Genomic DNA, 23,051 nt, shown 5'->3' with positions numbered 1-23,051 from the left:
CCGTTTTGCTTTTACCTCGGGGCATTTTCTTTTTCTTCTCTGTGTCTTACCTCGCACTTTTTCGTTTCCCCAATTGGCTGAATGTAAAAAAATGGTTAAGACTATTATCAGGTCAGACCACTTAACGTTTGCGTCAATTTTTTACAGGGGAGTGTTATGAGTCAGGCATTACCGCTTATTACCCGTCAGGGCGATCGCATTGCCATTGTCAGTGGTTTGCGTACGCCGTTTGCGCGTCAGGCAACGGCGTTTCATGGCATACCGGCTGTCGATCTGGGGAAAATGGTGGTGGGGGAGATGCTGGCTCGCAGCGAAATTCCGCCTGAGGTCATTGAACAGCTGGTTTTCGGCCAGGTGGTTCAGATGCCTGAAGCTCCCAATATTGCGCGAGAAATTGTCCTCGGCACCGGGATGAGCGTTCATACGGATGCCTATAGCGTCAGCCGCGCCTGCGCGACCAGTTTTCAGGCGGTGGCTAACGTGGCGGAAAGCCTCATGGCGGGCACCATTCGCGCCGGGATCGCCGGAGGCGCTGATTCCTCTTCGGTACTGCCTATTGGCGTCAGTAAAAAGCTGGCCCGTATTCTGGTGGATGCAAACAAAGCCCGCACGACCGGTCAGAAGCTCAAACTCTTCTCGCGTTTACGTCTGCGCGACCTGATGCCTGTACCCCCTGCTGTCGCTGAATATTCTACCGGCCTGCGCATGGGCGATACCGCGGAACAGATGGCGAAAACCTACGGCATTACCCGTGAGCAGCAGGACGCGCTGGCGCATCGTTCACATCAGCTGGCGGCGAAAGCCTGGTCAGAGGGCAAGCTCACCGACGAGGTGATGACCGCCTATACGCCTCCTTATCGGGAACCACTGGTTGAAGACAACAATATCCGCGGTACCTCGACGCTGGCGGATTACGCCAAACTGCGTCCGGCGTTCGACCGTAAACATGGCACCGTGACTGCGGCCAACAGTACACCGTTGACGGATGGGGCAGCCGCCGTGATCCTGATGACCGAATCCCGCGCGAAAGAGCTGGGCATCACCCCTCTGGGCTATTTGCGCAGCTATGCCTTCACCGCCATTGATGTCTGGCAGGACATGTTGTTAGGTCCGGCCTGGTCCACGCCGCTGGCGCTGGATCGCGCAGGGCTGACGCTGGCTGATTTAACCCTGATTGATATGCACGAAGCCTTCGCCGCACAAACCCTGGCAAACGTACAGCTGCTGGCAAGCGAGCGTTTTGCACGTGATGTGCTGGGGCGCGCCCATGCCACGGGTGAAGTGGATCAAAGCAAATTCAACGTGCTGGGTGGTTCGATTGCCTATGGTCATCCGTTTGCGGCGACAGGGGCGAGGATGATTACTCAGACATTACACGAGCTACGTCGCCGCGGTGGCGGGTTTGGCCTGGTGACCGCCTGTGCGGCGGGTGGCCTGGGTGCTGCAATGGTTCTGGAGGCTGAATAATGGAAATGACATCTGCATTTAACCTGACGGTTCGCCTCGATAACGTCGCCGTGATCGCCATTGATGTGCCTGACGAAAAAATGAATACCCTGAAGGCGGAGTTTGGCACTCAGGTTCGCGCAATGCTCAGGCAGATCCGCGAAAACAAGGCCATTCGCGGTCTGGTGTTTATCTCGGCCAAGCCGGATAACTTTATTGCCGGGGCCGACATTAACATGATCGCCCGGGCGCAAAGCGCGCAGGAAGCGGAAGATCTTGCGCGTCAGGGGCAGCAGGTGATGGCCGAGATCAACGCGCTGCCGATCCCGGTGATTGCCGCGATCCACGGTGCTTGTTTGGGTGGTGGACTGGAGCTGGCGCTGGCCTGCCACAGCCGCATTTGTACTGACGATGCGAAAACCGTTCTGGGCCTGCCGGAAGTGCAATTAGGTCTCCTGCCTGGTTCCGGTGGCACGCAGCGTCTGCCGCGCCTGGTAGGGGTTAGCACCGCGCTGGAAATGATTCTCACCGGCAAGCAGCTGCGCGCCCGTCAGGCGCTGAAAGCCGGTCTGGTTGACGATGTCGTTCCCCACGCGATTTTACTGGAAGCTGCTGTAGAACTGGCGCTGAAAGGTCGCCAGCCAAAACGTCCTCTTCCGGTGCGAGAGCGTGTGCTGGCGGGTCCTCTGGGAAGGACGATCCTGTTCAACATGGTGGGCAAAAAGACCGAACAAAAAACCAAAGGCAACTACCCGGCGGCGAAACGGATCCTGGAGGTGATTGAAACCGGGTTGTCACAGGGAAGCAGTAGCGGCTACGCCGCTGAAGCCAAAGCCTTTGGCGAGCTGGCGATGACGCCGCAGTCACGGGCGCTGCGCAGCATTTTCTTCGCCAGCACAGAGGTGAAAAAAGATCCGGGCAGCGAGGCTGAGCCTGCTCCGCTGCGTGCAATTGGCGTGCTCGGGGGTGGGCTGATGGGCGGCGGCATTTCTTTCGTTACCGCAAGTAAAGGGAAACTGCCGGTACGCATCAAAGACATTAACCCTAAGGGAATCAACCACGCGCTGCAGTACAGCTGGCAGAACCTTGATCAAAAGGTCAAGCGCCGCCATATCAAGGCAAGCGAGCGTGATAAAACCCTGGCGATGATCTCCGGCACGACGGACTACAGCGGTTTTGCGCACCGCGATCTGGTGATTGAAGCCGTATTTGAAGATCTGGCGCTCAAGCAGCAGATGGTGGCGGACGTTGAACAGCATTGCGCGCCGCATACCATTTTTGCCTCGAATACGTCGTCATTACCCATCGGCGATATCGCAGCGAAAGCCGGACGTCCTGAGCAGGTGATTGGTCTGCACTTTTTCAGCCCGGTAGAAAAAATGCCGCTGGTGGAGGTGATCCCTCACGCTACAACCAGCCCGCAAACCATCGCTACCGTGGTGAAGCTGGCGAAAAAACAGGGCAAAACCCCCATCGTGGTTGCGGACAAAGCCGGCTTCTACGTCAACCGTATTCTGGCGCCGTACATCAACGAAGCGATGCGGCTGCTGACGGAAGGGGAGAAGATTGATCACGTCGATGAGGCACTGGTAAAGTTTGGCTTCCCCGTTGGTCCTATCCAACTTTTGGATGAGGTGGGAATAGACACCGGCACTAAAATTATACCTGTACTGGAAGCCGCTTATGGCGATCGTTTTGCGCCGCCTGCAAATATTGTTTCTGCAATTTTGAAGGACGATCGCAAAGGCAGAAAAAATGAACGCGGTTTCTATCTTTACGGCGCGAAAGGGCGTAAAAGCAAGAAACAGGTCGACCCTTCTGTTTATGGGCTTATCCCGACCTCAGGTCAGGGGAGACTCTCCGCCGTTCAGTGTGCTGAACGTTGTGTGATGATGATGCTCAATGAAGCGGCACGCTGCTTTGGTGAGCAGGTGATCAAGAGCGCACGGGATGGCGACATCGGCGCCGTATTTGGTATTGGTTTCCCGCCGTTCCTTGGCGGCCCGTTCCGTTACATGGATACACTCGGCGCGGGTGAAGTGGTGGCTATTTTGCAACGTCTGGCAACGCAATATGGCCCGCGGTTTACACCGTGTGACGAATTATTGCAGATGGCGGAACGGGGCCAGACATTTTGGCCTGCAAGGGAAACTGTCCTCGTAAGCTGAGGTCAAAGAAGGGTAAATCCCGACGTGAATGAACCTGTTCTGGCGATTTTGTAAACAGAGATTGACTATACTTACGCCATTGAGGTAAAAAACAGCGTTTCATTCACCGAATGGATCAGGCACAATGCCCGGCCATCGGGTTTTCTACCTCAGAGCATTTATCGCGGGTAGTCAACGCCGGTGATTCTGGTTAACAAAAGCGGTGCAATATGCAAGTTTTTATCATGCGTCACGGCGACGCGGCACTCGATGCCGCCAGTGACTCAGTACGTCCTTTAACAGTCTGTGGTTGCGACGAATCTCGTCTGATGGCCACCTGGCTTAAAGGCCAAAAAGTGGATATCGAACGCGTTCTGGTGAGTCCGTTCCTGCGTGCAGAACAGACGCTGGACGTGGTAGGGGAGTGTATGAACCTGCCATCCAGTGTCGATGTTCTTCCTGAACTGACGCCATGCGGTGATGTCGGCCTTGTCAGCGCCTACCTTCAGGCACTGTGCAATGAAGGTGTCGCTTCCGCACTGGTCATTTCCCACCTGCCACTGGTTGGCTATCTGGTTTCTGAGTTGTGCCCGGGCGAAACGCCGCCAATGTTCACCACATCCGCCATTGCCAACGTCACCCTCGACGAAACCGGCAAAGGGGTCTTTAACTGGCAAATGAGTCCATGCAACCTGAAGATGGCAAAAGCTATCTGACGTGACGTGCGACAGGGCGGGGTGCAAATGTGCTTCCCGCCATGCTGTCAGGGCAACTCAGGCGGTTGCCACTCCTCAACTTCTATCAACACCAGCAATGCGGCATCTCCGCCGTACTCTTTGGGTGCCTGATGAAACGCCATCACATGCGGATGCTGAGCCAGCCACAGCGGCGTTTGCTGCTTAAGAATATGTTTCCCATGGCCGTGCATCACGCAGGCGCAAAACACGTGTTCGCGGCGACAGGCGGCGATCAGTGCCCCCAGCTCCTGTTTCGCCTGCATCTGCGTTAACCCGTGCAGATCGAGAAACAGCTCCGGTGAATAATCACCCCGACGTAATTTTTTCAGCTCAAAGTGGCTGACGTCCTCGCGCACGTATTTCACCGCGCCCTGCGTATTTAGCAGCGGTTGAAACTCATCTGAAAAATAGTGGCTGTTATCAGCCTGCTCCTGCAGCAGTCGTTTGACCGGAACGTCGCTGATTTTTTTACGCTGCGGGCGATGGACAATGGTGTCCTGCGTGATTTTACGCGTCCCGGTCATCAGCTGGCGGAAGAGAGCCTGATCCTCCTCGCTGAGCGATGTTTTCTTTTTCATTCGTCACTCTCATCTCGTATTTCCGATAGTGTACCCGACTAAACGCATTTTTTAACCTCAAGCGCGACGCGTCATTGCTGATTTATCGCCGTCTTCATGGCAAACTAGCCGCCGAAAATTATGCGAGCATGCCCTGGAGGAAAGAGTGGATAAAATATTTGTCGATGAAGCAGTAAACGAGCTGCATACCATACAGGACATGTTGCGCTGGTCGGTTAGCCGCTTCAGCGCCGCCAACATCTGGTACGGTCATGGTACCGATAACCCGTGGGATGAGGCCGTTCAGCTGGTGCTGCCGTCTCTTTATCTGCCGCTGGATATTCCGGAAGACATGCGCACCGCGCGCCTGACCTCCAGTGAAAAACACCGCATTGTTGAGCGGGTGATCCGCCGCGTCAACGAACGCATTCCGGTCGCCTACCTGACCAACAAAGCCTGGTTCTGCGGCCACGAATTCTATGTTGATGAGCGCGTGCTGGTGCCGCGTTCACCGATTGGTGAGCTGATCAACAACCACTTTGAAGGCCTGATCCACCATCAGCCGCAGCACATTCTGGATATGTGCACCGGCAGCGGCTGCATCGCGATTGCCTGCGCCTATGCCTTCCCTGAAGCGGAAGTGGACGCCGTCGATATCTCTACCGACGCGCTGGCCGTCACCGAGCACAACATTGAAGAGCACGGCCTGATCCATCACGTTACGCCAATCCGCTCGGATCTGTTCCGCGACCTGCCGACGCTGCAGTACGACCTGATCGTCACTAACCCGCCGTACGTCGACGCGGAAGACATGTCCGATCTGCCAAATGAATACCGTCATGAGCCGGAGCTGGGTCTGGCGTCAGGCACTGACGGCCTGAAGCTGACCCGCCGCATTCTGGCCTGCGCGCCGGATTACCTGACCGACGACGGTGTTCTGATTTGTGAAGTGGGCAACAGCATGGTACATCTGATAGAGCAGTACCCGGATGTGCCGTTCACCTGGCTTGAGTTCGATAACGGCGGTGACGGCGTCTTTATGCTGACCAAAGCGCAGCTGCTCGACGCGCGCGAATACTTCAGTATCTATAAAGATTAATCCAGCGGGCTTCGGCCCGTTTCACAACGCTCAAACACAAACAACAACATCGGAGCCGTGATGGCAGGAAACAGTATTGGACAGATATTCCGCGTGACCACCTTTGGTGAGTCGCACGGGCTGGCTTTAGGTTGTATCGTTGACGGCGTACCGCCCGGCATCGAACTGACAGAAGCTGATTTGCAGCACGACCTTGACCGCCGTCGTCCGGGCACCTCTCGCTACACCACGCAGCGTCGCGAGCCGGATCAGGTCAAAATTCTCTCTGGCGTCTTTGAAGGCCGCACCACCGGGACCAGCATTGGTCTGCTGATCGAAAACACCGACCAGCGTTCTCAGGACTACGGCGCTATTAAAGACGTATTCCGTCCGGGCCATGCTGACTATACCTACGAGCAAAAGTACGGTTTCCGCGACTATCGCGGCGGCGGACGCTCTTCCGCGCGTGAAACCGCGATGCGCGTGGCGGCGGGTGCCATTGCCAAAAAATACCTGCAGCAGAAATTTGGCATCGTCATTCGCGGCTGTCTGACCCAGATGGGCGATATTCCGCTGGCCATTAAAGACTGGGACCAGGTTGAGCAAAACCCGTTCTTCTGCGCCGATGCCGACAAGCTGGATGCGCTGGACGAGCTGATGCGTGGCCTGAAAAAAGAGGGTGACTCCATTGGGGCGAAGGTCACCGTGGTGGCCGACGGCGTGCCGCCAGGCTGGGGCGAGCCGGTGTTTGACCGTCTCGACGCTGACATTGCGCACGCGCTGATGAGCATCAACGCGGTGAAGGGCGTAGAGATTGGCGACGGGTTTGACGTGGTTCACCTTCGCGGCAGCCAGAACCGCGACGAAATCACGAAAGCGGGCTTCCAGAGCAACCATGCGGGTGGCATCCTCGGCGGGATCAGCAGCGGGCAGCAGATTGTTGCGAATATTGCCCTGAAGCCAACCTCCAGCATTACCGTGCCGGGCCACACGATTAACCGCTCTGGCGAAGAAGTTGAGATGATCACCAAAGGACGTCACGATCCTTGCGTGGGGATCCGTGCGGTGCCGATCGCAGAAGCGATGCTGGCGATCGTGCTGATGGATCACTTCCTGCGCCAGCGCGCGCAGAATGCGGATGTGACGACCACCATTCCACGCTGGTAACCATGAAAAAAACCGCAATTGCTCTGCTGGCGTTGCTCGCCAGTGGAGCCAGTCTGGCCGCCACGCCGTGGCAAAAGATCACCCATCCGGTGGCGGGCAGCGCGCAGTCTATCGGCGCCTTTTCGAACGGCTGTATCGTCGGCGCGCAGGCGCTTCCGCTGCAATCGGATACTTATCAGGTGATGCGTACCGACCAGCGCCGTTACTTCGGTCACCCTGACCTGGTGCTGTTTATTCAGCGACTGGGAAACCAGGTACATAACCTGGGGCTGGGGACGATGCTGATTGGCGATATGGGCATGCCTGCGGGCGGGCGCTTTAACGGCGGGCACGCCAGCCACCAGACCGGACTGGATGTCGATATCTTCCTGCAGCTACCGAAAACACGCTGGACGTCCGCGCAACTGCTGAAACCGCAGGCGCTGGATCTGGTGGCGAGTGACGGTAAGCGCGTGGTGCCCTCCCTGTGGACGCGGGATGTGTCCAGCATGATCAAGCTGGCAGCAGAAGATAACGACGTCACGCGGATCTTTGTGAATCCGGCCATCAAACAACAGCTCTGCCTGGATGCCGGAACTGACCGCGACTGGCTGCGCAAAGTGCGCCCGTGGTTCCAGCATCGTGCGCACATGCACGTTCGTTTGCGTTGCCCGGCAAACAGCCTGGAATGTGAAGATCAGCCGTTACCTCCGCCAGGCGATGGCTGCGGTGCGGAGCTGCAGAGCTGGTTTGAACCGGCAAAACCTGGAACCTCTAAGCCTGAGAAGAAGACACCGCCTCCGTTGCCGCCTTCCTGCCAGGCGCTACTGGATGAGCATGTACTTTAATGGATAATTTCGTCGATCTGTTTATGGTGTCCCCGCTGCTGCTGGTGGTGCTGTTTTTTGTTGCCATGCTAGCCGGGTTTATTGATGCGCTTGCTGGCGGCGGCGGGTTGTTAACGGTACCCGCGCTGCTGGCGGCGGGCATGAGCCCCGCTCAGGCACTGGCCACCAACAAACTTCAGGCCTGCGGCGGCTCGCTTTCGGCATCGCTCTATTTTATCCGCCGCAAGGTGGTGAGCCTCGCCGATCAGAAGCTCAATATTTTGATGACCTTTATCGGCTCGACGTCGGGCGCGCTGCTGGTGCAGCACGTACAGTCCGATATTTTGCGCCAGATCCTGCCGATTCTGGTTATCTGCATCGGTCTCTACTTCCTGCTGATGCCAAAGCTCGGTGAAGAAGACCGTCAGCGTCGCTTGCATGGCTTGCCGTTTGCCCTGATAGCCGGGGGCTGTGTCGGTTTTTACGACGGCTTCTTTGGCCCGGGCGCAGGCTCGTTTTACGCGCTGGCGTTTGTGACGCTGGCCGGTTTTAACCTCGCTAAATCTACCGCCCATGCCAAAGTGCTTAATGCGACCTCTAACCTTGGTGGCCTGTTGCTGTTTATCATTGGCGGCAAGGTCATCTGGGCAACCGGTTTTGTCATGATGGCAGGGCAGTTCCTGGGCGCGCGCGCGGGCTCGCGCCTGGTATTAAGCAAAGGACAGAAGCTGATTCGCCCGATGATCGTCATCGTTTCGGCGGTCATGAGCGCAAAGCTTCTTTATGACAGCCATGGACAGGAGATCCTCCACTGGTTGGGGATGAACTAATGAACAGTACGCATAACTACGAACAGCTGATTGAGATTTTTAACGGCTGCTTTGCTGATGATTTTAATACCCGTCTGATTAAAGGCGACGACGAACCGATCTATCTTCCTGCTGATGCCGAAGTGCCGTACAACCGGATCGTCTTTGCGCACGGCTTTTACGCCAGCGCGCTGCATGAAATTTCGCACTGGTGTATTGCGGGGAAAGCGCGTCGCGAGCTGGTGGACTTCGGCTACTGGTACTGTCCGGACGGACGCGACGCCGCAACCCAGGGCCAGTTTGAAGATGTGGAAGTGAAACCGCAGGCGCTGGAATGGCTATTCTGTGTCGCGGCGGGTTTCCCGTTCAACGTCAGCTGTGACAACCTCGAAGGCGACTTCGAGCCAGACCGTATCGTCTTCCAGCGCCGCGTGCATGCACAGGTGATGGAATATCTTGAGAAAGGCATCCCGGAACGTCCGGCCCGCCTGATCGAGGCTTTACAGAATTATTACCACACGCCGGTGATCACGGCGGAATGCTTCCCCTGGCCGGAAGATCTTTAACTGAGGAAAAAAGATGATCGCAGAATTTGAATCACGCATTCTGGCGTTAATTGATGACATGGTGGAACACGCCAGTGATGATGAGCTGTTCGCCAGCGGTTATCTGCGTGGTCACCTGACGCTGGCTGTTGCCGAGCTGGAGGCAGGAGACGATCATTCTGCCGAAGCAGTGCATGATGAAGTCACCCGCAGCCTGGAAAAGGCGATTCAGGCGGGTGAACTGTCCCCGCGCGACCAGTCTCTGGTGCTGGGCATGTGGGACACGTTGTTCCAGCAGGCTAAACGCTAAGTCATCGTATTTCGCCCGGTGGCGCTGCGCTTACCGGGCCTACGAATATCCCCTCTCCCTGTGGGAGAGGGTTAGGGTGAGGGCACCCGTCCGCACCCTACTTAACCTTCTTCCCCTTCAGCAGTTTTCGCACCCACAATCGATTCGGGTTCAGCCCCGCAAGCGTTGTTCTGTCCAGCGGTAGCGGTTCGTTGCTCATTTGTGCGGCTAAGGCTTCAGCCAGTAGCGGTGCAGAACACAATCCACGCGAACCCAGCCCACCCAGCATAAACAGTTCGGGATAAACCGGTGCAGCTACCGCCGTTTCCTGGTGGTTTGCAAGGTCGTGATAGGCTTCAAGCGTTGCCTCATAGTCCGGCACATTCCCCATCATCGGTAGATGATCGCGCGTTGCGCAGCGCACGCCACAGCGGGCCGCGCCTTCGCTGACGTCAACCTCTTTCGCCCACGCTGCATCCGGGAAGCAGTCAATCAGGCGCTGGCGGTTTTGCTGTTGATCCGCCTCGCTGTAGCGCATATCCGCTTCGCCACGATGATAGCTCGCCCCGATGCAGTGATGACCATTAGACGGATTTTGTGGCGTCAGATAGCCGTCATAGCACAGCACCTGACGCAGTTTGCCCAGTTCGGACGTAGTAGGGATATGACTCACCTGGCCGCCGACCGGATAAACCGGCACGGATTCTGTCTGGATAAACTGGTTGATGCTATGTCCGTTCGCCAGCACAACGCTGGCATGGCTTGCCTCTTTGCCATCAGCAAAACGCAAATTCCAGCGTTCTGTTCGGGACAGCGATTCAACCTTGTGGGCATAGTAGACCGTCAGCCCGCGTGACTGCGCAAGGTCAATCGCCGCAGCGGTCAGTTCAGCCGGGCACAGCCAGCCGCCGAGCGGATACTGAATGCCCTCGCAGCCGGTTTCAATGCCGGTGGTGTTGGCGGCCTCTTGCGCGCTTACCGCCCGCGCAATGTCTTCCGGCAGTCCCAGGGACAGCATCTGCGCGATTTTTTGCTGACTTCTCTCATCCCAGCCGAGCTGCGTCACGCCGCACCATTCATGATCGAACGTCACCGGCAGGGCATCATACAGGCGACGGGCAAAGGTAAAGGCCGCCGGGAAAAACTGGAACAGTGCCGGATCGTGCGCGCTTAAAAGGGGATAGAGCGCCCCCTGGCGGTTGCCGGAGGCCCCACCTGCAGGCGCATCGTCAGCACAATAAAGCGTCACCTGCCAGCCACGTTGGATAAGCGCAAGAGACAGCAGGGCGCTGGCGATCCCTCCGCCTGCTATCGCCACTTCCCGTGACGCGCTGGCGCTGCGCGCAAACCAGGGTGCACTGGCGGGGATGTCCAGCGTCTGCTCCATCCTGCCGACCAGCATGTCGCGCTTGCGGCCAAAACCTTTGGTTTTCTGCATGGTAAAGCCCGCTTCCTGCAAGCCGCGGCGAACAAAGCCTGCTGAGGTGAAGGTGGCGAGCGTTGCGCCCGGACGCGCCAGTCGCGCCATCGCGTTAAACAGATGCTGGCTCCACATATCCGGGTTTTTGGCAGGCGCAAAACCGTCCAGGAACCACGCGTCCACCGTCTGATTCATCGCATCATCAAGCTTATCGGTAAGGTCGTTGATGTCGCCCAGCCACAAATCCAGCGTCACGCGTCCGCCGTCCAGAATCAGACGGTGGCAGCCCCCAATGTGAGACGGCCACTGCGCCTGAAGCTGTTCAGCCCAGGTGGCAAGCTCCGGCCAGCGTTGATGGGCCAGGCGCAGATCGTGCGCGGTGAGCGGGAATTTTTCGAAACTGATGAAATGTAATCTTTGTAGCGTAGCCTCAGGGTGGGCAGCGTGAAACTGGTCAAACGCCTGCCAGAGGGTCAGAAAATTGAGCCCGGTGCCGAATCCGCTTTCCGCGACCACAAACAGGCTCCGCGGATGCTCCGGGAAGCGGGTGCTGAGCTGGTTTCCGTCGAGGAAAACATAGCGAGTTTCTTCGAGTCCGTTATCATTAGAAAAATAGACGTCATCAAAATCTCGGGAAACAGGTGTACCCTCAGCGTTGAATTCGAGGTTGGCGGGATGTATAGCGTTTTGTTTCACGTAAGTTACTCGTCTGACAGGCAGTGGCACGATCTTAACGATGTGAGTCCATCGGTGCAAATTTCCGCAGAAAATGTCTGATCGGACTTGTTCGGCGTACAAGTGTACGCTATTGTGCGACTCGAAACTTACTATAGTGCGACTTACAGAGGTATTGAATGAAACGTGCAGTGATTACTGGCCTGGGCATTGTTTCCAGCATCGGTAATAACCAGCAGGAAGTCCTGGCATCTCTGCGTGAAGGACGCTCCGGGATCACTTTCTCTGAAGAGTTTAAAGATTCAGGTATGCGTAGCCACGTATGGGGTAACGTCAAACTGGACACCACCGGTTTGATTGACCGCAAAGTGGTTCGTTTCATGAACGATGCCTCTATTTATGCTTATCTCTCCATGCAGGAAGCGATTGCAGATGCAGGTCTGAGCGCGGAAGTTTACCAGAACAATCCCCGCGTAGGTCTTATCGCTGGTTCCGGCGGCTCATCTAAAGCGCAGGTATTCGGTGCTGACGCAATGCGTAGCCCGCGTGGTCTGAAAGCGGTAGGTCCGTACGTGGTCACCAAAGCCATGGGCTCTGCGGTTTCCGCATGCCTGGCCACTCCGTTCAAAATCCACGGTGTGAACTACTCCATCAGTTCCGCGTGTGCGACGTCCGCACACTGCATCGGTAACGCGGTTGAGCAGATCCAGCTGGGTAAACAGGACATCGTCTTTGCTGGCGGCGGCGAAGAGCTGGGCTGGGAAATGGCCTGTGAGTTCGACGCGATGGGCGCTCTGTCCACCAAGTACAACGAAACCCCGGAAAAAGCGTCCCGTACTTACGACGCGCACCGTGATGGCTTCATCATCGCAGGCGGCGGCGGTATGGTTGTGGTTGAAGAGCTGGAGCACGCGCTGGCACGTGGTGCGCATATCTACGCTGAGATCGTGGGCTACGGCGCAACGTCTGATGGCGCCGACATGGTTGCGCCATCCGGTGAAGGTGCGGTGCGCTGCATGAAGATGGCGATGCACGGCGTTGATACGCCAATCGACTACCTGAACTCTCACGGTACCTCTACTCCGGTAGGCGACGTGAAAGAGCTGGGTGCAATCCGCGAAGTCTTCGGCGACAACAGCCCGGCAATTTCTGCCACCAAAGCAATGACCGGTCACTCTCTGGGTGCTGCGGGCGTGCAGGAAGCTATCTACTCTCTGCTGATGCTGGAAAACGGCTTTATCGCCCCAAGCATCAACATTGATGAGATGGACGAGCAGGCTGCTGGCCTGAACATCGTGACGAAACCAACGGAAGCGACACTGACCACCGTCATGTCTAACAGCTTCGGTTTCGGCGGCACGAACGCGACGCTGGTAATGCGTAAGTACAAAGCATAAGCGTTTGAATGTATAGTAGAAGGGAACCGGAAGGTTCCCTTTTTTTATGCCTCAACACGGAGTTATGCATGAAGGCTGTTATCCCAGAGAAGAGCGCCCCTTCCGGTAACCTTTCCCTTTTCCGAATCGCCTTTGCGGTATTTCTGACCTACATGACCGTTGGCCTGCCGCTGCCGGTGATCCCACTGTTCGTTCATCAGGAACTCGGCTATGGCAACACCATGGTCGGCATTGCCGTGGGCATTCAGTTTTTAGCCACGGTGCTAACCCGCGGGTACGCCGGACGGCTGGCAGATCAGCATGGTGCAAAACGCTCGGCGTTACAGGGGATGTTTGCCTGTGGTCTGGCGGGCGGGGCATGGCTGTTAGCCGCGCTTTTGCCGGTAGACGCAGGGTATAAATTTGCGCTGCTGGTGCTGGGACGTTTAATCCTTGGCTTTAGTGAAAGCCAGCTGCTGACCGGTACCCTGACCTGGGGAATGGGCCTGGTGGGGCCTGCTCGTTCGGGCAAAGTGATGTCCTGGAACGGCATGGCTATTTATGGCGCGCTGGCCGCTGGTGCACCGCTGGGACTGCTGATCAATAGCCAGTTTGGCTTTGCGGCGCTGGCAGCCACCACCATGGTGTTGCCGCTGCTGGCGTGGGCGTTTAACGGCTCGGTACGTAAGGTACCCGCTCACAAAGGGGAGCGTCCTTCCCTGTGGAGCGTGATCGGCCAAATCTGGCAGCCGGGTCTGGGCCTGGCGCTGCAGGGCGTAGGTTTTGCGGTGATTGGCACGTTCGTCTCGCTCTACTTTATGAGCCGCGGCTGGGCGATGGCCGGATTTACGCTCACCGCGTTTGGCGGGGCGTTTGTGCTGATGCGCGTGTTCTTCGGCTGGATGCCGGATCGCTTTGGTGGCGTGAAGGTGGCGGTGGCATCGCTGATGATAGAGACCGTTGGCCTGCTGCTGCTGTGGCACGCACCGGTCGCCTCTGTCGCGCTGATTGGCGCAGCACTCACCGGCTGCGGTTGCTCGTTGATTTTCCCGGCGCTGGGCGTGGAAGTCGTGAAGCGTGTGGCCCCGCAGGTGCGTGGTACAGCACTCGGCGGCTATGCGGCGTTTCAGGATATCTCATACGGAGTAACAGGACCGCTGGCCGGACTGCTGGCCACCTCGTTTGGATACCCGTCCGTCTTCCTGGCCGGTGCCATTTCTGCGGTCGTGGGGATCGTGGTGACGCTGGTGGCGTTTCGTCGGTCGTAGTTTTTGCCCGGTGGCGCTTCGCTTACCGGGCCTACAACCGCACTGGCCTTAGGCCGGGTAAGGCGAAGCCGCCACCTGGCAGTGTTAAGCAACCAGCCAGAAAATCGCCAGCGCAATCAGTAACGCAATAAACAACAATCCCGGACGGGCAGAAAGCGTTCTGAACGTCTCCACAACGGGCGCAAAAAGCGGGCTGTAGATCGGCTGAATGTTTCTTGCCTCCGGTACGACGCCTTCCCGCTCGGCGCGGCGCACGAAGATTTGATTGAGCACATCCTGCACCTGCGCGGTGGTCAGTACCGTTTGCGGTGTCGCCTGCCAGTTCTGCTGGGCGTAATCCCGAATCGCCTCGAACTCGTGCGGTTCCAGCGGCTGTTTAAGTGCAGCCTGAACGGTATGCAGGGTAGGGGCGCTCTGGGTGCTGAGCGTCTGGCGCGCCTGTAGCCAGGTCACCAGATGGGGAAACTGTTTGGCCGGGATCAACTCGCCCGCCTTTACGCCGGACAGTTCGAGCATGGATTGCCAGATAAGCTTTGTTGACTCGCCGGTGGCGGCGGCCAGTTTGGTCACCATTTGATTCAGCGTGTTGTGCTCAGCAGGCAGCAGCGAACGCTCGGTCGCTGGCCGCAGCTGCGGCTGTGGGATCGACAGCTGATTGTTCTGCAACAGCGTCAGCACGGTTTTAAGCTGGTCTGGCGTCAGCTGGCTCAGGGCCGTCTGGCCATACTGCTGGCGGATAAAGTCGCTGACCGCCTGACGGTTATTTCCCTGGCCGAGCAGCTCGGTCAGTTGCGTGACAATCTGCCGCGTGGTGTGGTTCTGCTGTGCGGTCGTAATACGCTGGTTGAGATTTTGCTCGGCAGCAGGGAAATGTCGCGACTGCAGCGGTGCGTCGTTCCTTACGCCTAAATCATGCTTTACCCCGGCCCAGACTTCCGCGTTTTGCTGTGAAGTCAGCGCAATCAGGCGCGTGATCAGTCGCTCCAGCACGGTGCGCTGTTGCGTGGATAGCGGTTGTTCACCGGCAACGTTTGGCGTGACAGGGCCTTCACCCGGAGGGCGTGGCGGCGTACCTGAAATGGGCTGCATCGTCAAAAATCCTTAAAGTCAAAACTCAGCGTAAACCTGGCAGACGTATATGCCTGGCGGCCAGATTATGGCACACTTGGCAGGTTTACTTCCTCTCAAACAGGTACTCAGACGTGAAAATCCTCGTTGATGAAAATATGCCTTATGCCCGTGAGCTGTTTAGCCGCCTGGGTAACGTTAAGGCTGTCCCTGGTCGCCCGATCCCGGTCAACGAACTGGATGACGCAGACGCGCTGATGGTGCGCTCGGTGACCAAAGTAAATGCGTCGTTGCTCGCCGGAAAAGCGATTAAGTTTGTCGGAACCGCAACGGCAGGGACCGATCATGTGGATGACCAATGGCTGAAGCAGGCGGGGATCGGCTTTTCCGCCGCGCCCGGCTGTAATGCTATTGCCGTCGTGGAATATGTCTTCTCCTCTTTGCTGATGCTGGCCGAGCGCGACGGTTTTGTGCTGAAAGACCGCACCGTGGGGATCGTCGGGGTGGGTAACGTGGGTGGACGCCTGCAAAAGCGCCTGGAGGCGTTAGGTATTCGCACGCTGCTGTGCGACCCACCGCGTAAAGACAACGGTGACGAAGGGGATTTCCGCTCGCTGGATGAGCTGGTTGAACAGTGTGATGTGCTGACGTTCCACACGCCGCTGTTTAAAGAGGGCCCCTATACGTCCCTGCATCTTGCCGATGAAGCACTGATCCGTCGTCTGAAGGCTGGCACTATTCTGATAAATGCCTGCCGTGGCCCGGTGGTGGACAACGCCGCGCTGCTGAAATGTCTGAATGAAGGACAAGACCTCCGCGTTGTGCTGGACGTCTGGGAGCCGGAGCCGGATCTTAACGTTGAACTGCTTAACAAGGTGGACGTAGCCACTGCGCATATCGCGGGCTATACGCTTGAAGGCAAAGCCCGCGGCACAACGCAGGTGTTTGAAGCCTACAGCACGTTTATTGGCCATCCGCAGCAGGTGGCGCTGGATACCTTACTTCCCGCACCTGAATTTGGCCGCATTACCCTGCACGGCCCGCTCGATCAGGCAACGCTGAAAAGGCTGGTGCATTTGGTGTATGATGTGCGCCGCGATGATGCGCTGCTGCGTAAAGTGGCGGGGATCCCGGGTGAATTTGACAAGCTGCGTAAGAACTATGTTGAGCGCCGCGAGTGGTCGTCCCTGTATGTGATGTGCGACGACGCAACGGCCGCGACGCTGCTGAAAAAACTGGGTTTTAACGCCGTTCATCACCCGGCGCATTAATGTCTTCTTAATGCTCCCTGTCGGATACTCCGGCAGGGACGCTTTTTTATTTCTGGAGTAAACCACCATGTCTGAAGGCTGGAACATTGCCATTTTAGGTGCCACCGGTGCCGTGGGCGAAGCCCTGCTCGAAACCCTTGCTGAGCGTCAGTTCCCGGTGGGCGATATCTATGCGCTGGCGCGTACCGATAGCGCGGGTGAGCATCTGCGCTTTAACGGTAAATCCGTCATGGTCCAGGATGCGGCTGCGTTTGACTGGACCCAGGCGCAGCTGGCATTTTTCGCCGCAGGTGCTGAAGCCACGGCGTCTTACATCGAAGAGGCGACCAATTCAGGTTGCCTGGTGATCGACCTGAGCGGTCTGTTCGCCATGGAGCCGGACGTGCCGCTGGTGGTGCCGGACGTCAACCCGTATGTCCTGGCTGACTACCGTAACCGTAATATCATCGCGGTACCGAACAGTCTGACCAGCCAGCTGCTGACCGCGCTGAAACCGCTGATTGACGACGGTGGCCTGTCGCGTATCACCGTCACCAGCCTGCTGTCTGCCTCCGCAAATGGCAAAAAGGCCGTCGATGCGCTGGCCGGGCAGAGCGCGAAGCTGCTGAACGGTATCCCGATTGATGAGGATGATTTCTTCGGTCGCCAGTTGGCGTTCAACATGCTGCCACTGCTGCCGGATCGTGAAGGTTCCGTGCGCGAAGAGCGCCGTATCGTCGACGAAGCGCGCAAAATTCTGCAGGATGAGGGGCTGATGATCTCCGCAAACGTCGTGCAGTCGCCGGTATTCTACGGTCACGCGCAGATGGTAGGTTTTGAAGCCCTGCGCCCGCTGGCGGCGGAAGAAGCGCGCGATGCGTTTGGCCGCGGTGAAGATATCGTACTTTCCGAAGAGAGCGAGTTTCCGACGCAGGTGGGTGACGCCACCGGTAGCGCCCATCTTTCAGTCGGTTGCGTGCGGAACGATTACGGTATGCCGGAGCAGGTTCAGTTCTGGTCCGTTGCGGACAACGTTCGTTTTGGCGGCGCGCTGATGGCGGTCAAAATTGCTGAGAAACTGGTGCAGGAGTACCTGTACTGATGTCAGAAGTGGAACAAAAGCCGGTTCATAAAATTGCCCTCGGTATCGAGTACGATGGCAGTAAATATTATGGCTGGCAGCGTCAGAATGAGGTGCGAAGCGTCCAGGAAAAGCTGGAGAAAGCGCTCTCTCAGGTGGCAAACGAGCCGATTAACGTTCTGTGCGCAGGCCGTACGGATGCGGGTGTTCACGGTACCGGGCAGGTGGTCCACTTTGAAACCACTGCCGTGCGCAAAGATGCCGCCTGGACGCTGGGTGTAAATGCGAATTTACCTGGTGACATTGCGGTGCGTTGGGTGAAAGCTGTGCCGGATGATTTTCACGCGCGCTTCAGCGCGACGGCGCGTCGCTACCGCTATGTCATCTACAACCAGCGTCTGCGTCCGGCGGTGCTAAGCCAGGGCGTAACGCATTTTTATGAACCGCTCGATGCTGAACGCATGCATCGTGCCGCGCAGTGTCTGATTGGTGAAAATGACTTTACGTCGTTTCGTGCGGTGCAATGTCAGTCCCGTACGCCGTGGCGTAACGTTATGCACATAAACGTCAGCCGTTTTGGCGCGTATGTGGTGGTGGATATCAAAGCCAATGCCTTTGTACATCATATGGTGCGGAATATTGTAGGCAGCCTGATGGAAGTGGGTGCCGGACACCAGCCGGAGAGCTGGATTGCAGACCTGCTGGCAGCGAAGGACAGAACGCTTGCGGCAGCCACGGCGAAAGCAGAAGGACTGTATCTGGTTGCGGTAGACTATCCGGATCGGTTTGACCTGCCAAAACCGCCAATGGGCCCGCTGTTTTTAGCGGACTAAACAAAGGTGCAATTAAGGCTTAGACAATATGGACGTAATACGTTTTCTGATTGATTTCATTCTGCATATTGATGTTCACCTGGCGGAACTGGTCGCGCAGTATGGCGTCTGGGTTTATGCCATCCTGTTCCTCATTCTGTTCTGTGAAACCGGTCTGGTCGTTACCCCCTTCCTGCCGGGGGACTCCCTGCTGTTTGTTGCGGGTGCGTTATCGGCCCTACCGACCAATGACTTGAACGTGCATCTGATGGTGGTGTTGATGGTGATTGCCGCAATTATCGGGGATGCCGTCAACTATACCATTGGCCGGGTGTTCGGTGAGCGCTTGTTCAGCAATCCTGATTCGAAAATTTTCCGTCGCAGCTATTTAGATAAAACCCATGCGTTTTATGAACGTCATGGCGGAAAAACCATTATCCTTGCGCGTTTTGTGCCTATTGTGCGCACATTTGCACCGTTTGTGGCGGGAATGGGGCATATGTCCTATCGTCATTTTGCGATGTATAACGTCGTGGGCGCGCTGCTGTGGGTGCTGTTGTTTACCTATGCAGGCTACCTGTTTGGCGACTTGCCGGTGGTTCAGGAAAACCTTAAGTTACTGATTGTAGCGATTATTGTGCTTTCCGTACTGCCTGGCGTTATCGAGATTATTCGTCACAAACGCGCGGCGGCAAAGCAAGCGAAGTAAATGCACGCTGGCGGTTCGACCACTTTTTTATCCAAAGTTTCGGGCTGTTATGTTTTAATGTGCAACATTCATGGTCTGTTGGAGGCAAAAATGGCATTATTCGCCTCTTATAGCAAAACTGGCATACGACCAGGTTCAGGCAGAAAGGTTATCAATGAGCTGGATTGAACGAATTAAAAGCAACATTACCCCAACGCGCAAAGCGAGCATTCCTGAAGGGGTATGGACGAAGTGTGATAGCTGCGGCCAGGTTCTGTACCGTGCAGAGCTGGAACGCAATCTTGAAGTGTGTCCGAAGTGTGACCACCATATGCGTATGTCGGCGCGTAACCGCCTGCATAGCCTGCTGGACGAAGGTTCACTGGTAGAACTGGGCAGCGAGCTTGAGCCAAAAGATGTGCTGAAGTTCCGCGACTCCAAAAAATACAAAGATCGTCTGGCCTCTGCACAGAAAGAGACTGGCGAGAAAGACGCGCTGATCGTCATGAAAGGCACCCTACATGAAATGCCGGTTGTCGCCGCGGCGTTTGAGTTCTCCTTTATGGGGGGCTCAATGGGCTCTGTCGTGGGCGCACGTTTTGTGCGTGCCGTTGAGCAAGCGCTGGAAGATAACTGCCCGCTGATCTGCTTCTCTGCCTCTGGCGGAGCACGTATGCAGGAAGCGCTGATGTCTCTGATGCAGATGGCGAAAACCTCTGCGGCGCTGGCGAAAATGCAGGAACGCGGTCTGCCTTACATTTCCGTGCTGACCGACCCAACCATGGGAGGCGTCTCTGCAAGCTTCGCGATGCTGGGCGATCTGAACATTGCTGAGCCAAAAGCATTGATCGGTTTCGCTGGTCCTCGCGTCATTGAGCAAACCGTTCGTGAAAAACTGCCGCCGGGCTTCCAGCGCAGTGAGTTCCTCATTGAGAAAGGCGCCATCGATATGATCGTCCGCCGTCCGGAAATGCGCCTCAAACTGGCAAGCGTTCTGGCGAAGCTGATGAATCTGCCCGCGCCAAACCCGGATGAGCCGCGCGAAGGCGTGGTGGTACCGGATCAGGAACCCGAGGCCTGATAACTGAAAAGGGCAGGGCCAGATGGCGCTGCCCTTTTGCTTTATAACCTGCTAATGACAACCGGGCATCATGGAAAATAAAAGCATTCCTCAAGCCACGTCGCCCCTGGCCGCGTGGCTTTCTTATCTGGAAAACCTGCACAGTAAAACCATTGATATGGGGCTTGAGCGCGTAAGCCAGGTTGCCGCGCGTCTGGGCGTGCTGAAACCTGCGCCTTTCGTTTTCACCGTCGCAGGCACCAACGGTAAAGGCACTACCTGCCGTACGCTGGAATCCGTCCTGATGGCGGCGGGTTACAAGGTTGGCGTTTACAGCTCACCACACCTGGTACGTTACACTGAGCGGGTTCGCGTGCAGAACAGCGAGCTGCCGGAATCGGCGCATACGGCGTCGTTCGCGGAAATCGAAGCCGCGCGAGGTGATATCTCGTTAACCTATTTCGAGTACGGCACGCTTTCGGCATTGTGGCTGTTCAAACAGGCGCAGCTGGATGTGGTGATTCTGGAAGTGGGTCTTGGCGGGCGGCTTGATGCCACCAATATGGTGGATGCGGACGTGGCGGTGGTCACCAGTATCGCGCTGGACCATATCGACTGGCTAGGGCCGGATCGTGAAAGCATTGGTCGCGAGAAGGCCGGTATTTTCCGGGCGAATAAACCCGCCGTGGTCGGTGAGCCGGATATGCCGCACACTATTGCTGACGTGGCCCAGGAGAAGGGCGCTCTGTTGCTGCGCCGTGGCGTTGACTGGCAATATGAGGTTCAGGATAACGGCTGGCGCTTTAGCGATGCGCAGGGAATGCTGGACAACCTGCCGCTGCCGCAGGTGCCACAGCCTAACGCGGCAACCGCGCTGGCGGCATTGCGCGCCAGCGGATTAGCGGTCAGCGATCAGGCGATCCGCGACGGCATTCAGAATGCGCTGCTGCCGGGACGTTTTCAGATTGTGAGTGAGTCACCGCGCCTGATCCTGGACGTGGCGCACAACCCACACGCAGCGGCGTACCTCGCAGGACGTCTCAAATCGTTACCAAAAACCGGGCGCGTGCTGGCGGTTATCGGTATGCTTCATGATAAAGATATCGGTGGCACGCTGGCCTGCATGGAGAGTGTGGTCGATAGCTGGTATTGTGCTCCTCTTGAGGGGCCGCGTGGTGCGACGGCCGAGCAGTTGATGGAACATCTCGGCAAAGGCGCAATCTATAGTAGCGTGGCTCAGGCCTGGCATGCCGCGATGGCGGATGCTAAACCAGAAGATACCGTGCTGGTGTGTGGCTCTTTCCACACGGTGGCACATGTCATGGAAGTGATGGACGCGGGGAGAACCGGTGGCGAGTAAGTTTCAGAACCGTTTAACAGGAACCATTGTGCTGGTCGCGCTCGGGGTGATTATTCTTCCCGGGCTGCTCGACGGGCAGAAAAAGCATTATCAGGACGAGTTTGCAGCCATTCCGCTGGTGCCGAAACCGGGCGACCGTGATGAACCGGATATGCTGCCTGCGGCGACACAGGCGCTGCCTGCCCAGCCGCCGGAAGGGGCGGCTGAAGAAGTTCGCGCGGGCGATGCCGCTGCGCCGTCGCTCGACCCGTCGCGTCTGGCGGCGAATAACAACATCGAGATTGATCCGGTACCGGTAGAGAAGCCTAAGCCTGTTGAAAAACCGAAGCCGGTAGAGAAACCGCAGCCGAAGCCAACGCGTGATAAAGCGGCAGAGCAACTGGCTGCTGCGTCAGAAACCCCTCCGCCAGCGAAGCAAGACGCAGCCCCGACCGGCAAAGCCTATGTTGTGCAACTGGGCGCGTTGAAAAACGCCGATAAAGTTAACGAGGTCGTGGGTAAACTGCGCAGCGCGGGCTATCGTGTTTACACTTCACCTTCCACGCCGGTGCAGGGTAAAATTACCCGTATCCTTGTGGGGCCGGAAGCGTCTAAAGATAAGCTGAAAGGCTCGCTGGGTGAGCTGAAGCAGATCTCCGGTCTGAGCGGTGTGGTGATGAACTATAGCGCGAACTGATAAGATCTCCCCCTCACCCTAACCCTCGCCCCCCAAGGGAGAGGGCCGGGGTGAGGGGGAGAAGACGTCCACAGAGATGTCAAAAGGACCGTGGCGTTGATTATTTTTTCAGCGCCTTTTTTATTTACGCGCGGGAAGGAAATCCCTACGCAAACGTTTTCTTTTTCTGTTAGAATTCGCCCCGAACTGGATGACAGGGCGTTAAATCGTGGGACACATATGGTCTGGATTGATTACGCCATCATTGCGGTGATTGGTTTTTCCTGTCTGGTTAGCCTGATCCGTGGCTTTGTTCGTGAAGCGTTATCGCTGGTGACTTGGGGTTGTGCTTTCTTTGTTGCCAGTCATTACTACACTTACCTGTCTGTCTGGTTCACGGGCTTTGAAGATGAACTGGTCCGAAATGGAATCGCCATCGCGGTGCTGTTTATCGCGACGCTGATTGTTGGTGCTATCGTCAATTACGTGATAGGTCAGCTGGTCGAGAAAACCGGTCTGTCAGGAACGGACAGGGTACTCGGGATCTGTTTCGGGGCGTTGCGAGGTGTGCTGATTGTGGCCGCCATCCTGTTCTTCCTGGATACCTTCACCGGGTTCTCCAAAAGTGAAGATTGGCAGAAATCGCAGCTCATTCCTGAGTTCAGCTTCATCATCAGATGGTTCTTTGACTATCTGCAAAGCTCGTCGAGTTTTTTGCCCAGGGCATAAACCCTGAGATGTGGCTTAACGAGGAAAA

Annotated in this window: 22 protein-coding genes; 19 read left to right on the top strand and 3 right to left on the bottom strand. The window is 56.8% G+C overall.

All coding sequences use genetic code 11. The annotated features are described in order from the left end of the window. The first annotated feature begins 156 nt into the window (after positions 1-156). From fadI to sixA, 3 genes are all read left to right on the top strand, one after another. Positions 157-1,467 carry an acetyl-CoA C-acyltransferase FadI gene (fadI, locus tag ACOTY9_RS06570; RefSeq protein ID WP_032635967.1) on the top strand — a complete coding sequence of 437 codons (1,311 nt, stop codon included), beginning with the start codon at positions 157-159 and terminating at the stop codon, positions 1,465-1,467. Next, positions 1,467-3,614: a fatty acid oxidation complex subunit alpha FadJ gene (fadJ, locus tag ACOTY9_RS06565; RefSeq protein WP_248197039.1), complete on the top strand. Its 2,148-nt coding sequence runs from the start codon at positions 1,467-1,469 to the stop codon at positions 3,612-3,614. Before fadI ends, fadJ begins: the two co-directional genes overlap by 1 nt. Positions 3,615-3,823: 209 nt before the next feature. Then, complete coding sequence (gene sixA, locus ACOTY9_RS06560; RefSeq protein ID WP_014884683.1) at positions 3,824-4,309, top strand: phosphohistidine phosphatase SixA; 486 nt, start codon at positions 3,824-3,826, stop codon at positions 4,307-4,309. A 47-nt stretch (positions 4,310-4,356) separates the two neighbouring features. Here sixA and smrB read toward each other — a convergent pair whose 3' ends face one another. Further along, positions 4,357-4,908, bottom strand: coding sequence for an endonuclease SmrB (gene smrB / locus ACOTY9_RS06555; RefSeq protein WP_014884682.1), 552 nt, complete (start codon positions 4,906-4,908; stop codon positions 4,357-4,359). Between the two features lie 145 nt (positions 4,909-5,053). Between smrB and prmB the strand changes: the two genes are divergently transcribed. The 6 genes from prmB to ACOTY9_RS06525 are packed head-to-tail and all read left to right on the top strand — an operon-like array spanning position 5,054 to position 9,602. After that, on the top strand, positions 5,054-5,986 hold the full coding sequence (prmB, locus tag ACOTY9_RS06550) for a 50S ribosomal protein L3 N(5)-glutamine methyltransferase (RefSeq protein ID WP_014884681.1): 933 nt from the start codon (positions 5,054-5,056) through the stop codon (positions 5,984-5,986). A gap of 60 nt (positions 5,987-6,046) precedes the next feature. Next, the gene (gene aroC, locus ACOTY9_RS06545) at positions 6,047-7,132 is read left to right on the top strand and encodes a chorismate synthase (protein ID WP_318594567.1); all 1,086 of its coding nucleotides are present in this window, start codon (positions 6,047-6,049) and stop codon (positions 7,130-7,132) included. A 2-nt stretch (positions 7,133-7,134) separates the two neighbouring features. Continuing rightward, a complete protein-coding gene (gene mepA / locus ACOTY9_RS06540) occupies positions 7,135-7,959 on the top strand; it encodes a penicillin-insensitive murein endopeptidase (RefSeq protein ID WP_014884679.1) in 825 nt (274 codons plus the stop codon). After that, the gene (locus ACOTY9_RS06535; RefSeq protein ID WP_023330989.1) at positions 7,959-8,768 is read left to right on the top strand and encodes a sulfite exporter TauE/SafE family protein; all 810 of its coding nucleotides are present in this window, start codon (positions 7,959-7,961) and stop codon (positions 8,766-8,768) included. The genes mepA and ACOTY9_RS06535 overlap by 1 nt, the downstream gene beginning before the upstream one ends. Next, the gene (locus ACOTY9_RS06530) at positions 8,768-9,313 is read left to right on the top strand and encodes an elongation factor P hydroxylase (RefSeq protein ID WP_014884677.1); all 546 of its coding nucleotides are present in this window, start codon (positions 8,768-8,770) and stop codon (positions 9,311-9,313) included. Before ACOTY9_RS06535 ends, ACOTY9_RS06530 begins: the two co-directional genes overlap by 1 nt. A 13-nt stretch (positions 9,314-9,326) precedes the next feature. Further along, positions 9,327-9,602 (top strand): YfcL family protein, encoded by a 276-nt coding sequence (locus tag ACOTY9_RS06525; protein ID WP_014884676.1) that lies wholly within the window; start codon positions 9,327-9,329, stop codon positions 9,600-9,602. A 97-nt stretch (positions 9,603-9,699) separates the two neighbouring features. On the opposite strand, the gene mnmC is transcribed toward ACOTY9_RS06525, so the two are convergent. Beyond that, positions 9,700-11,697, bottom strand: coding sequence for a bifunctional tRNA (5-methylaminomethyl-2-thiouridine)(34)-methyltransferase MnmD/FAD-dependent 5-carboxymethylaminomethyl-2-thiouridine(34) oxidoreductase MnmC (gene mnmC, locus ACOTY9_RS06520; protein WP_348565361.1), 1,998 nt, complete (start codon positions 11,695-11,697; stop codon positions 9,700-9,702). Positions 11,698-11,855: 158 nt separating this feature from the next. Between mnmC and fabB the strand changes: the two genes are divergently transcribed. Together fabB and ACOTY9_RS06510 are read left to right on the top strand one after the other, a co-directional pair. After that, positions 11,856-13,073 (top strand): beta-ketoacyl-ACP synthase I, encoded by a 1,218-nt coding sequence (fabB, locus tag ACOTY9_RS06515; protein WP_014884674.1) that lies wholly within the window; start codon positions 11,856-11,858, stop codon positions 13,071-13,073. 68 nt (positions 13,074-13,141) lie between these two features. Beyond that, positions 13,142-14,320, top strand: coding sequence for an MFS transporter (locus ACOTY9_RS06510; RefSeq protein WP_348565362.1), 1,179 nt, complete (start codon positions 13,142-13,144; stop codon positions 14,318-14,320). Positions 14,321-14,404: 84 nt separating this feature from the next. Here ACOTY9_RS06510 and flk read toward each other — a convergent pair whose 3' ends face one another. Next, positions 14,405-15,409 (bottom strand): flagella biosynthesis regulator Flk, encoded by a 1,005-nt coding sequence (gene flk, locus ACOTY9_RS06505; RefSeq protein WP_348565363.1) that lies wholly within the window; start codon positions 15,407-15,409, stop codon positions 14,405-14,407. A 113-nt stretch (positions 15,410-15,522) separates the two neighbouring features. Between flk and pdxB the strand changes: the two genes are divergently transcribed. The 8 genes from pdxB (at position 15,523) to cvpA (ending at position 23,023) form a co-directional block, all read left to right on the top strand. Beyond that, the gene (pdxB, locus tag ACOTY9_RS06500; protein WP_023338578.1) at positions 15,523-16,659 is read left to right on the top strand and encodes a 4-phosphoerythronate dehydrogenase PdxB; all 1,137 of its coding nucleotides are present in this window, start codon (positions 15,523-15,525) and stop codon (positions 16,657-16,659) included. 67 nt (positions 16,660-16,726) lie between these two features. After that, positions 16,727-17,740 carry an aspartate-semialdehyde dehydrogenase gene (locus ACOTY9_RS06495; protein ID WP_023330985.1) on the top strand — a complete coding sequence of 338 codons (1,014 nt, stop codon included), beginning with the start codon at positions 16,727-16,729 and terminating at the stop codon, positions 17,738-17,740. Continuing rightward, positions 17,740-18,552: a tRNA pseudouridine(38-40) synthase TruA gene (gene truA, locus ACOTY9_RS06490; RefSeq protein ID WP_014884669.1), complete on the top strand. Its 813-nt coding sequence runs from the start codon at positions 17,740-17,742 to the stop codon at positions 18,550-18,552. Before ACOTY9_RS06495 ends, truA begins: the two co-directional genes overlap by 1 nt. A 28-nt stretch (positions 18,553-18,580) precedes the next feature. After that, positions 18,581-19,240 (top strand): DedA family protein, encoded by a 660-nt coding sequence (locus ACOTY9_RS06485; protein WP_014884668.1) that lies wholly within the window; start codon positions 18,581-18,583, stop codon positions 19,238-19,240. Between the two features lie 154 nt (positions 19,241-19,394). After that, positions 19,395-20,300, top strand: coding sequence for an acetyl-CoA carboxylase, carboxyltransferase subunit beta (gene accD, locus ACOTY9_RS06480; protein ID WP_014884667.1), 906 nt, complete (start codon positions 19,395-19,397; stop codon positions 20,298-20,300). Between the two features lie 70 nt (positions 20,301-20,370). Further along, positions 20,371-21,639 (top strand): bifunctional tetrahydrofolate synthase/dihydrofolate synthase, encoded by a 1,269-nt coding sequence (gene folC, locus ACOTY9_RS06475; protein WP_014884666.1) that lies wholly within the window; start codon positions 20,371-20,373, stop codon positions 21,637-21,639. After that, on the top strand, positions 21,629-22,315 hold the full coding sequence (dedD, locus tag ACOTY9_RS06470) for a cell division protein DedD (RefSeq protein WP_023330982.1): 687 nt from the start codon (positions 21,629-21,631) through the stop codon (positions 22,313-22,315). The genes folC and dedD overlap by 11 nt, the downstream gene beginning before the upstream one ends. A 219-nt stretch (positions 22,316-22,534) precedes the next feature. Beyond that, on the top strand, positions 22,535-23,023 hold the full coding sequence (gene cvpA, locus ACOTY9_RS06465; protein WP_000262116.1) for a colicin V production protein: 489 nt from the start codon (positions 22,535-22,537) through the stop codon (positions 23,021-23,023). Positions 23,024-23,051: the final 28 nt, after the last annotated feature.

This window comes from Enterobacter cloacae complex sp. SHL012 (assembly GCF_049237505.1).
GTDB classification, from domain to species: domain Bacteria; phylum Pseudomonadota; class Gammaproteobacteria; order Enterobacterales; family Enterobacteriaceae; genus Enterobacter; species Enterobacter kobei.
Note: the sequence above shows the minus strand (reverse complement) of the source record. Positions and strands in the feature narration are given on the sequence as shown.

Bases quoted from the DNA above. Each gene is read 5' to 3' on its own strand.
- fadI (WP_032635967.1), top strand. From the start codon at position 157: ATGAGTCAGGCATTACCGCTTATTACCCGTCAGGGCGATCGCATTGCC.
- fadJ (WP_248197039.1), top strand. From the start codon at position 1,467: ATGGAAATGACATCTGCATTTAACCTGACGGTTCGCCTCGATAACGTC.
- sixA (WP_014884683.1), top strand. From the start codon at position 3,824: ATGCAAGTTTTTATCATGCGTCACGGCGACGCGGCACTCGATGCCGCC.
- smrB (WP_014884682.1), bottom strand. From the start codon at position 4,908: ATGAAAAAGAAAACATCGCTCAGCGAGGAGGATCAGGCTCTCTTCCGC.
- aroC (WP_318594567.1), top strand. From the start codon at position 6,047: ATGGCAGGAAACAGTATTGGACAGATATTCCGCGTGACCACCTTTGGT.
- mepA (WP_014884679.1), top strand. From the start codon at position 7,135: ATGAAAAAAACCGCAATTGCTCTGCTGGCGTTGCTCGCCAGTGGAGCC.
- ACOTY9_RS06535 (WP_023330989.1), top strand. From the start codon at position 7,959: ATGGATAATTTCGTCGATCTGTTTATGGTGTCCCCGCTGCTGCTGGTG.
- ACOTY9_RS06530 (WP_014884677.1), top strand. From the start codon at position 8,768: ATGAACAGTACGCATAACTACGAACAGCTGATTGAGATTTTTAACGGC.
- ACOTY9_RS06525 (WP_014884676.1), top strand. From the start codon at position 9,327: ATGATCGCAGAATTTGAATCACGCATTCTGGCGTTAATTGATGACATG.
- fabB (WP_014884674.1), top strand. From the start codon at position 11,856: ATGAAACGTGCAGTGATTACTGGCCTGGGCATTGTTTCCAGCATCGGT.
- ACOTY9_RS06510 (WP_348565362.1), top strand. From the start codon at position 13,142: ATGAAGGCTGTTATCCCAGAGAAGAGCGCCCCTTCCGGTAACCTTTCC.
- flk (WP_348565363.1), bottom strand. From the start codon at position 15,409: ATGCAGCCCATTTCAGGTACGCCGCCACGCCCTCCGGGTGAAGGCCCT.
- ACOTY9_RS06495 (WP_023330985.1), top strand. From the start codon at position 16,727: ATGTCTGAAGGCTGGAACATTGCCATTTTAGGTGCCACCGGTGCCGTG.
- truA (WP_014884669.1), top strand. From the start codon at position 17,740: ATGTCAGAAGTGGAACAAAAGCCGGTTCATAAAATTGCCCTCGGTATC.
- ACOTY9_RS06485 (WP_014884668.1), top strand. From the start codon at position 18,581: ATGGACGTAATACGTTTTCTGATTGATTTCATTCTGCATATTGATGTT.
- accD (WP_014884667.1), top strand. From the start codon at position 19,395: ATGAGCTGGATTGAACGAATTAAAAGCAACATTACCCCAACGCGCAAA.
- folC (WP_014884666.1), top strand. From the start codon at position 20,371: ATGGAAAATAAAAGCATTCCTCAAGCCACGTCGCCCCTGGCCGCGTGG.
- cvpA (WP_000262116.1), top strand. From the start codon at position 22,535: ATGGTCTGGATTGATTACGCCATCATTGCGGTGATTGGTTTTTCCTGT.